Origin of the sequence: Haliscomenobacter sp. (assembly GCF_033763495.1) — a bacterium.
Classification (GTDB): domain Bacteria; phylum Bacteroidota; class Bacteroidia; order Chitinophagales; family Saprospiraceae; genus Haliscomenobacter.
Map to the genome: position 1 here is coordinate 23,020 of NZ_JANRKL010000195.1, position 9,146 is coordinate 32,165.

The 9,146-nt window shown below is 48.6% G+C and carries 8 protein-coding genes; all 8 read left to right on the forward strand.

Translation table 11 applies throughout. The annotated features are described in order from the left end of the window. Window positions 1–45: 45 nt before the first annotated feature. Window positions 46–2,682 (forward strand): MGH1-like glycoside hydrolase domain-containing protein, encoded by a 2,637-nt coding sequence (locus SFV55_RS22605; protein ID WP_320031833.1) that lies wholly within the window; start codon window positions 46–48, stop codon window positions 2,680–2,682. A gap of 179 nt (window positions 2,683–2,861) precedes the next feature. Beyond that, window positions 2,862–4,808, forward strand: coding sequence for an amylo-alpha-1,6-glucosidase (locus SFV55_RS22610; protein WP_320031834.1), 1,947 nt, complete (start codon window positions 2,862–2,864; stop codon window positions 4,806–4,808). Next, the gene (locus tag SFV55_RS22615; protein ID WP_320031835.1) at window positions 4,805–5,656 is read left to right on the forward strand and encodes an aquaporin; all 852 of its coding nucleotides are present in this window, start codon (window positions 4,805–4,807) and stop codon (window positions 5,654–5,656) included. The genes SFV55_RS22610 and SFV55_RS22615 overlap by 4 nt, the downstream gene beginning before the upstream one ends. Window positions 5,657–5,667: 11 nt before the next feature. Then, window positions 5,668–6,342, forward strand: a complete 675-nt coding sequence (locus tag SFV55_RS22620) for an SDR family NAD(P)-dependent oxidoreductase (protein WP_320031836.1) — start codon at window positions 5,668–5,670, stop codon at window positions 6,340–6,342. Window positions 6,343–6,475: 133 nt separating this feature from the next. Further along, window positions 6,476–6,691 carry a hypothetical protein gene (locus tag SFV55_RS22625; protein ID WP_320031837.1) on the forward strand — a complete coding sequence of 72 codons (216 nt, stop codon included), beginning with the start codon at window positions 6,476–6,478 and terminating at the stop codon, window positions 6,689–6,691. Beyond that, complete coding sequence (locus SFV55_RS22630; RefSeq protein ID WP_320031838.1) at window positions 6,681–7,097, forward strand: hypothetical protein; 417 nt, start codon at window positions 6,681–6,683, stop codon at window positions 7,095–7,097. The genes SFV55_RS22625 and SFV55_RS22630 overlap by 11 nt, the downstream gene beginning before the upstream one ends. Beyond that, complete coding sequence (locus SFV55_RS22635) at window positions 7,094–8,137, forward strand: Rieske 2Fe-2S domain-containing protein (protein ID WP_320031839.1); 1,044 nt, start codon at window positions 7,094–7,096, stop codon at window positions 8,135–8,137. The genes SFV55_RS22630 and SFV55_RS22635 overlap by 4 nt, the downstream gene beginning before the upstream one ends. Before the next feature lie 10 nt (window positions 8,138–8,147). After that, window positions 8,148–8,960: a hypothetical protein gene (locus SFV55_RS22640; protein WP_320031840.1), complete on the forward strand. Its 813-nt coding sequence runs from the start codon at window positions 8,148–8,150 to the stop codon at window positions 8,958–8,960. The last annotated feature ends 186 nt before the right edge of the window (window positions 8,961–9,146 follow it).

The following is a 9,146-nucleotide window of genomic DNA, read 5'->3' on the forward strand; positions in this document are numbered from 1 at the left end:
AGGATAACATTCAATTGGATCACTTTTACCACAATATTTAACCAAATGGCAAAATCCAAGATAAATCCTGAAGTGAAAAGACTTCAAGAGCAATATTCGGGCGAAAAAAAATGGCTCAAATGGGGCCCTTACCTCAGCGAACGCCAATGGGGCACCGTGCGGGAAGACTACAGCGAACATGGTGAAGCCTGGGATTATTTCCCACACGACCACGCCCGCTCCCGGGTCTACCGTTGGGGTGAAGATGGGATCGCTGGTATTTCCGATGACCTATGCAACCTCTGCTTTGGCATCGCTTTGTGGAATGGCAAAGATCCCATTCTCAAGGAGCGCCTTTTTGGCCTCACTGGCCCGGAAGGCAATCATGGAGAAGACGTCAAGGAACTGTACTACTACCTCGACAGTACGCCGACGCATTCCTACATGAAACATTTGTACAAGTATACCCTCGAACCTTTTCCTTATCAGGATTTGGTCGAAATCAACCGCCAGCGGTCCAAGCACGAACCAGAATTTGAGTTGTACGATTCTGATGCCTTCGACGAGATGTGTTATTACGACGTCGTTACCGAATACGCCAAAGTAGACGAAGAAGACATTTGTATTCGGATCACCGCTCATGTGCGTGGCCGGAAGGAAGGCCAACTTTCCTTGCTGCCCACCTTGTGGTTTCGCAACCTTTGGTCTTTTGGGCTGCTGGAAGAAAAACCAATCATCCGGTCTGAAGCTTCCGCAAACGTAGTCCGGGCACATCATCCCAAACTTGGCGATTACTACCTGTATTTTGATCCTCCGCAGCAATTGCTTTTTACTGAAAACGAAACCAATACCGAGCGAATTTTCGGCAACCCCAACGCCAGCCCATTTGTCAAAGATGCTTTTCATCGCGCTGTAGTTCAAGGGGATGAGTTCCTGGAAGGCAATTCCTTCGGCACTAAATTCGCTCCACACTACCAGTTTGACTTATTGCCAGGAGAAAAAGTGGAGATCAAGTTGCGCTTGAGTAAAAAAGCCAATTTGACTGAAGCCCTGGGCAATGATTTCAGCAAAACCTTTACAACGCGCATTGAAGAAGCCGATGCATTTTATGCTGGGTTCAAAAAAGGGGCCAACGAAGACCTGGCCAACATCCAACGCCAGGCTTTTGCGGGCATGCTCTGGAGCAAACAATACTACAACATCGACATGCCCCGCTGGTTGAAAGGTGATCCAGGAACCTATCCACCGCCTGCGAACCGCCAAAAAGGCCGCAACCACCAATGGGCGACCCTCAACAACGAGGACATCATCTCGATGCCCGACAAATGGGAATACCCCTGGTACGCTGCCTGGGACCTGGCCTTCCATTGTGTGCCCCTGGCGATGGTAGACGCGGAATTTGCCAAACAACAGCTCATTTTGTTTTTGCGCGAGTGGTACATGCACCCCAATGGGCAACTTCCGGCCTACGAATGGGCTTTTGGTGATGTCAACCCGCCCGTACACGCCTGGGCCTGCTTGCAAGTGTACAAAATGGACAAGGCACGAAACGGTAAAGACGACAAGGATTTTTTGAAGCGCGTTTTTCAAAAATTGCTCATCAATTTTACCTGGTGGGTCAACCGCAAGGATCATCAAGGCAACAACGTCTTTGAAGGTGGATTTTTGGGGCTGGACAACATCGGCGTTTTTGACCGCAGCAGTTACATCCCTGGTGGCGGCTACCTGGAGCAGGCCGACGGAACCGCTTGGATGGCCATGTATTGTCTGAACATGCTGGAAATGGCCCTGATTTTGGGCGAAGACGATGTGGCTTATGAAGATGTAGCGACCAAGTTTTTTGAACATTTCACCTACATCGCCGCATCCCTGAACAACATCAACGAAAACTGGACTGGATCCTGGGATCCGGTGGAAGGTTTCTTTTACGACATCCTGGCCTTACCCAATGAAGAGTACATCCCCTTGAAAGTCCGTTCCTTGGTTGGATTGACCACCCTTTTTGCCGTGATGGAGCTAGATCGAGAGAAGCTGAAAAAACTTCCCGATTTTTACAATCGTTTGAAGTGGTTTCAAAAATACCGGGAAGACAACCAGGAGTACCTGGTGATTGACGAGCTGGAAGACGAGGGTAATATTTTGTTGTCGCTGGTGCCTCATGATCGCTTACATCGTTTGCTGCAAGCTTTGTTTGATGAAAAGGAATTTCTAAGTAAAGGAGGCATTCGCTCCGTTTCTAAAATCCACGAATCACCTTACATGGTGAATATTGCCGGGCAGGAATTTGGCCTACAATATGAACCGGGAGAATCTACGACCGGTTTATTTGGCGGCAACTCCAATTGGCGAGGCCCGGTCTGGATGCCCATGAATTACCTGATCGGACATTCCCTGCGGATTTATGGCCAACATTACGGCGAGGATTTTAAAGTGGAGTTTCCAAGCCATTCGGGCAACTGGATCAACCTGGAGCAAGCCGCCGATGAATTGTCCAAACGCCTGGTGTCGATCTTCCAGCGCGATGAATTGGGCCGGCGTCCGGTACATGGCGAAAGCAACAGTTACCACTTCGATCCTCATTTCCGCGATTTACTGCTGTTTTATGAATATTTCCATGGAGATAATGCGCGTGGAGTAGGTGCCTCCCATCAAACGGGTTGGACGGGATTGGTTGCTGAGTTGATTGATAAATCCATGTGGTAAGGAACGAGAACGAAATAACTACCACCATTTCCCTTTGCTCTTTTGACCTTATTCTTCCTATCTTTTTCGTTAAATAGGCCTGCTATTCGCCTCAAAAGATAGTCGCCTAAAGTCAAAATAGCTTTGCTAAATGGCGGAATTTATTTCGTTCTCGTTCCTTATCGTTTAAAATTAAAAAAATGAATTTGGAAAATAAAACATTTGAAGCCTTGTCGGGCCTCGAATGGCTGCTGACCAATGGGCTGGGAAGTTTTGCCTCCTCCAGCATCATTGGCGCGAATACCCGCCGGTATCACGGGCTTCTGGTGGCTTCCAACAATCCTCCTACCGATCGCAAGGTATTGGTGAGTAAAGTGGAAGAAACGGTATTTCGAGGAGAAGAAAGGGTTGAGCTAGGCTGTAACCAATACCCGGGCGTGGTGCATCCCCAGGGCTATACTTTTTTGGAAAGTTTTGAACGAGAGCCCCTGCCCAGAGCCGTATTTGCAGCCGAAGTATTCAAATTGGCCAAAACCACAAGTATGGTTTATGGTCAAAATACCACGGTATTGGAATACGAAAACCTGGGAACAACTGCCATTCAGCTCAGCATCCAACCCTTTTTGGTATTCCGCGATTACCACAGCCTTTTTCGGGAAAACCCTGATTTCGATTTTTTTGTCGAACAGGTAGAATCCACCCGCCTAAAAGTGTATGCCCATTACGGTGCCACGCCATTGTTTATGCAATTTTCCAAAGGTGATTTTGCTGCTGAGGGGGTCTGGTACCACAATTTTGAATATGCAGCTGAGCAGGCGCGGGGGCTGGATTTCCAGGAAGATGCCAAAAGTATCGGGCAAATCAGGTTTGACCTGGCTCCTGGTGAAAAAATGCAATTGTTGTTTTCAACGGAAAATAAAACCTACACCAATCTTGCCAGTTTAATTGGCCAGGAAAGCAAACGAATCAAAGCTTTGGGCGCTGGGGTAAAGGACACTTTTTTGCGGGATTTGCTCATTTCAGGAGATCAATTTTTGGTACAACGCCGATCAACCAACTCCAGCACCCTGATTGCTGGTTATCCCTGGTTTACGGATTGGGGGCGGGATACCATGATTGCCATGCGGGGCTTGACCATTGCTAGTGGTAAAAAAGAGGTGAGCCAATCCATCATCCGCACTTTTTTGCAATACCTGAATCGGGGTTTGTTGCCCAATCGCTTCCCCGATTCCGGCGAAATGCCCGAGTACAACACATTTGATGCTACCCTTTGGCTGTTTGTTGTTTTGTACGAATACCATGAAAAATTCCAGGACCTTGCATTCATCGCTGAGGTTTTTCCCCAATTGGAGGAAATCATTGTCTGGCACCAGCGTGGGACTCACTACAACATCCATGTCACGCCTGAAGGTTTGTTGTTCGGTGGTGAAGACCTGCAACAACTTACCTGGATGGACGCCAAAGTAGGCGATTACGTAGTCACCCCCCGACAAGGCTGCCCGGTAGAGATCAATGCGCTTTGGTACAATGCGCTGGAAATCATGGCTGTTTTCGCTCAGGCATTGCAGCAGGACCAACAGAACTATGTAGAATGGGCAAAAAAAACCAGCACCGCATTCCGCCATTTTTTCATCAACCCCCAAGGTTACCTCAACGATGTAATTTTGCCCGATGGATATGTTGATGACACGATGCGGCCCAATCAAATTTATGCCTTGAGTTTGCCCTTTGGCCTGCTCAATCCAAAGGAAGCGGAAAAGGTCTTGGATTCAGTTGAAAAAACACTGTATACCAACTATGGCCTCCGCTCATTGGCGCCTGATGATCCCCAATTCAAAGGGTTTTATGGCGGCAATCCCTGGGAGCGGGACACTGCTTATCACCAGGGCACGGTATGGGCTTTTTTATGGGGCGAGTACGCTTTGGCAGCCTTGAAGGTCAAGGGGAATACCGCAGAAACGAAGAAGTTGCTCCTGGAAAAAATGGAACCCTTAAAGCGCCATTTTTATGATGCAGATTGTCTGTACGCGATTTCCGAAATTTTTGACGGCGAAAACCCCGGCCCAGGAAAGGGCTGCTTTCAGCAAGCCTGGTCAATTGGGATGTTGATCAAAGTATTGTATACCCTTCAAGCCAGCAAACGATGATCGGGGCACTGCAACAGCACTGGCGAAGCTACCTCATCGAGGCTTGGGCACTGGGGATGTTTATGATTTCGGCGGTCTTTTTTACCAACTTGCTCGAAAACAAAAGCTTTATCATGGGCAATCCCATTGAATCGGCCTGGCTACGGCGACTACTGATGGGCGTGGCGATGGGCAGCACGGCCATTTTGATCATCTACTCGCCCTGGGGAAAACGCTCCGGAGCACACCTGAATCCGGCAGTTACGCTGAGCAACTTGTTGCTGTATAGAATCAAGTGGGAAGATGCAGTTTGGTACATCCTCGCACAGTTTCTAGGTGGAACGCTGGGCGTGGCGCTTTTTTCCTGGCTGCTTGTAAGCTTTGGTGCGGTATCCGAGGTCAATTACGCAGCGACAGTGCCCCCTCCCAATGGTGTTGTACTGGCTTTTGTCCTCGAATTGTTGATGTCTTTTTTGCTTTTTTACCTGGTGCTGAGTTTGAGCAACCATGTTAAATTGGCCCCTTATACGGGCTTTTTTGTGGGAGCTATCATTGTGGTGTACATCACCTTGGAAGCACCTTACTCCGGCATGAGTATGAACCCGGCGCGTACTTTTGCTTCGGCTTTTTCGGGGCAGATTTGGACGGCATGGTACATTTATTTTATTGCACCGGTGTTAGGCATGGGCCTGGCGGCCAGTCTATTCCGTTGGGATTACCGACGGCGGCATGGAGGGAACTGCCTTACTCTAAATTGCCACCTATCTGGCCAAAAACACCAAAACCCGGTTTATGCTGTAAGCGGCCCAAAAATAATTCTGGAAAAATTTGGCGCTGATCCAGCATCCATGATTAACTTGAAACCATAAACCAACCACCCATGCAAAAATCAATCCTGATCACCGGAGCCTCAGGTAATCTGGGGCATGCCGTGCTCCAAAAGTTTGTCCATGAAGGATTTAAAGTATACGGAACAGATCGCTCTGCTTCCCCCAGAACCGATGCAGAAATTGCTGCTGTTGACCTGACCAACGAACAAGCCACTCAGGCCTATATTGAAGACATTTGTAAAAAAAGCCCAAACCTGAATGCTGCAGTGCTGCTGGTTGGGGGCTACGCTCCGGGAGGTTTGCTGGCTGCGGATGGCACTGCTTTGCAAAAGATGTACAAGTTGAATTTTGAAACGGCCTATTTTGTGGTACATGCCCTTTTGCCCCATTTTGAAGCCAATGGGGGCGGGCATATTGTGCTGATCGGCTCCAGGGCGGCGATAGATGCCCAGGCGGCCTTGTACAATGTGGCTTATGGTTTGTCTAAATCACTGCTCGTAAGTCTGGCCAACATCATCAATGCCTACGGCAAAGACAAAGGTATTCGTGCTTCGTTGGTCGTTCCCAGCACCATCGATACGCCACCCAACCGGGAAGCCATGCCGGATGCCGATTTTGAAAAATGGACCACCCCTGAGGCCATTGCCGATAGCATCCATTATTTGTTCACCGAATCCGGGCAACATTTGCGCGAAACGGTTTTGAAAATTTACCACGAAGCTTAGGGGCGATAAAAAATAAGTGCTCATTTTGCCAAAGGATTAGATAAGTAAACGGTTCATTTTAAGTGCCTTATCTGATCCTTTGGCTCAAGAAAAATGAGCACTTATTTTTGCCCCACTACTTAAATCCTTGCACATGTATTGGTTGCAAATCCTGCTTTACGGAGCATATACTTACCTCGCCCTGGGTCTGATTTTTGGGCTTTGGTTTGTATTCAAAGGCGCGGAGCAAATTGATGAAAACATGCACGGGGCGAGCCGGGCCACCCGTTTGTTGCTTTTGCCTGCCTCCATCGCCTTGTGGGTGGTATTGCTCAACAAATGGTTAAAACAAAAGAAACATGGTTCCTGAATTGCGCAAACGACATCGCAGGATCTGGCAGTTTGGCAGCCTGTTTTTGGTGGCGGGTTTTATTGCGGCTGTCTGGGTTTTACCACAAACACCCGCCCCTGGGGCTAAACTTAAGCCAGTGGCCAAGCTCTACCCTCAGGTGGTGTCTACCCGAAGAGCAGAAGCAGTAGTTGTCCGGTTAAGACGGGACGAGGATGGGCATAAGCAATTCGAAATACTTCATCGATTGCCCCGAAAATTCCCCTTTATCCAGGTATCCTGTAATGATCAAATTCTTGGCACCATGTCCCCCAAAGGAGTGGATGTCTTTAATATCGGCGATTCGCTGTCTTTACAATCGTCTTACTTACTGAAACTAAGCGACCCAATTAATCATCAAACCGTTCTTAAATTGGAATTTCCATGAGTGTCAACTACACCACTGTCCAATGGAACCGTCAAAAACGGCGCTACGACCGCATCATGGGTGGGATCATCGCTTTGTATTTATTGACGTTCACCCTCTTGCAGCTGGCCTTTTATCCCTTGATCAGCCCTGAAACCCTGATCATTCGGGCTACTGGTACCTTGGCTTTTATCATGCTGCAGTTCATTTTGTGCATCGGGCCAATGGCGCGTTTGGATCACCGCTTTTTGCCCTTGTTGTACAATCGGCGGCATTTGGGCGTGAGCACGTTTTTGATCGGTGCAGTACACGGGGTTTTTAATACCATCCAGTTTCACAGCTTGGGCTACGTTGATCCGATTTTTTCGGTGTTTGCTTCCAATACCCATTACGGCTCCTTGCAGGATTTTCCTTTTCAGGTGCTGGGCTTTTTTGCCCTGCTGATTCTGTTTTTGATGGCTGCCACCAGTCATGATTTTTGGCTGAAAAACTTGAGCCCACGTTGGTGGAAAAGTTTGCACATGTTGGTGTACCTGGCCTATGGGCTGCTGGTTTTCCACGTCATGTTGGGGGTGATTCAACTGGAGCAGTCGCCCATGTGGATCGGCTTTGTAGGTTTTGGCCTTTTGACCCTGGTCTCCCTGCATTTGCTGGCGGCAAGAGTGGAGAAAAAACGTTTGCAGGAGCAAATGGACAAGCCAACTTTAGGCGAGGGGTACTACCAGGTCTGTTCAGCGGAGGACATTCCTGAAAATCGGGCAAAAATGCTCTATTTGGAAGGCCAAAACATCGCGGTATTCCGCTACGATGGCAAGGTGTCGGCGGTCAACAACATTTGTCGCCACCAACATGGGCCAATCGGCGAGGGGAAAATTGTCGATGGTTGTATCACCTGCCCCTGGCATGGCTACCAATACCTGCCACAAAATGGGCAATCGCCGCCGCCTTTTACCGAAAAGTTGGAGACCTACGATGTAAAAATTGTCGATGGTATGGTTTGGGTCAACCCAAGCCCGTATCCTGAAGGAACCGAACGCCCCGCGGCCATTATTCAAGCCTAATTCTCAAGTTATGAACGAAGAATTTTACATCGGCTGGCAAGACAAAGCGCCGAAAAGTTACGGCCAATCGGTCAAATACGTGGTCTGGACTCTGGTGATTTTAGTCCCAGCCATAGCCGGAATTCTGGTGCTCAACCAACGTGGATTTATCCCTTCCAAATACGAAATCGCCCGCTTCCGTACTTTGGAAGGCATTTTGATCACCGAGCCGATTCCTTGTTTGAAAATCCCCCTGGGGAAGGACCTACAAGGACTTCCTCATTTTCAACGCATTTTATTGATCGGAATGGGCAAAAAAAGTGCCAACCCTGCACTCGCAGCCTTGGCCCAAAAAACCGGAAAACCCCTGATGGGCAAAGGCATACGCCTGAAAGGCAAATTGATTTATTACGATGGGGTGGTGGCCTTTGAATTGGGCCCAGAAAAGGAGTTGTTCCAAGGCTTTTCCACACTGAAAGATATCGCTTCAACACCTGTTCAATTGGGCAAAGCTACTTTGCGCGGTGAAATCCTCGATCCCAAATGTTACCTCGGAGTGATGCGCCCCGGTGAAGGGAAACCCCACCGCTCTTGTGCGATTCGGTGTTTGGCTGGGGGGATTCCGGCGTTTTTTAAGGCCAAAACCAGCAATGGAGAGCAGCAATATTGTTTTGTGTTGGACCAGGATGGCCAGCCCATCAATGATAAACTGGCGCCGTATGTGGCGGATGAGGTGCAGATTTGTGGGGTGGTGGAACAATGGGACAATTGGTATGTGGTAAAGGCGGAGGAGTACAAGCAGTTGATGCCGCATTGGGGGAAGGGGATGGTGATGTGTAGGTGAGGGAACGTGGGCATCTCCCTGACGTAGCCAATTTTTGCTCGCTACGTGAGGATGTTCAATAAACTGTGTCAGGTAAAAAGTGGTTTTTACAAAAACACGGATTATGGAAAAAGAGAAGCCAAAGTTCGATTTTGAGTCCTTCAAGCAAGAAGCGTTAGCAGGACTTTATGCTGGTCAATCCTTGAA

Excerpts from the sequence above, each read along its gene's own strand:
- SFV55_RS22605 (WP_320031833.1), top strand. The coding sequence starts at position 46 with ATGGCAAAATCCAAGATAAATCCTGAAGTGAAAAGACTTCAAGAGCAA.
- SFV55_RS22610 (WP_320031834.1), top strand. The coding sequence starts at position 2,862 with ATGAATTTGGAAAATAAAACATTTGAAGCCTTGTCGGGCCTCGAATGG.
- SFV55_RS22615 (WP_320031835.1), top strand. The coding sequence starts at position 4,805 with ATGATCGGGGCACTGCAACAGCACTGGCGAAGCTACCTCATCGAGGCT.
- SFV55_RS22620 (WP_320031836.1), top strand. The coding sequence starts at position 5,668 with ATGCAAAAATCAATCCTGATCACCGGAGCCTCAGGTAATCTGGGGCAT.
- SFV55_RS22625 (WP_320031837.1), top strand. The coding sequence starts at position 6,476 with ATGTATTGGTTGCAAATCCTGCTTTACGGAGCATATACTTACCTCGCC.
- SFV55_RS22630 (WP_320031838.1), top strand. The coding sequence starts at position 6,681 with ATGGTTCCTGAATTGCGCAAACGACATCGCAGGATCTGGCAGTTTGGC.
- SFV55_RS22635 (WP_320031839.1), top strand. The coding sequence starts at position 7,094 with ATGAGTGTCAACTACACCACTGTCCAATGGAACCGTCAAAAACGGCGC.
- SFV55_RS22640 (WP_320031840.1), top strand. The coding sequence starts at position 8,148 with ATGAACGAAGAATTTTACATCGGCTGGCAAGACAAAGCGCCGAAAAGT.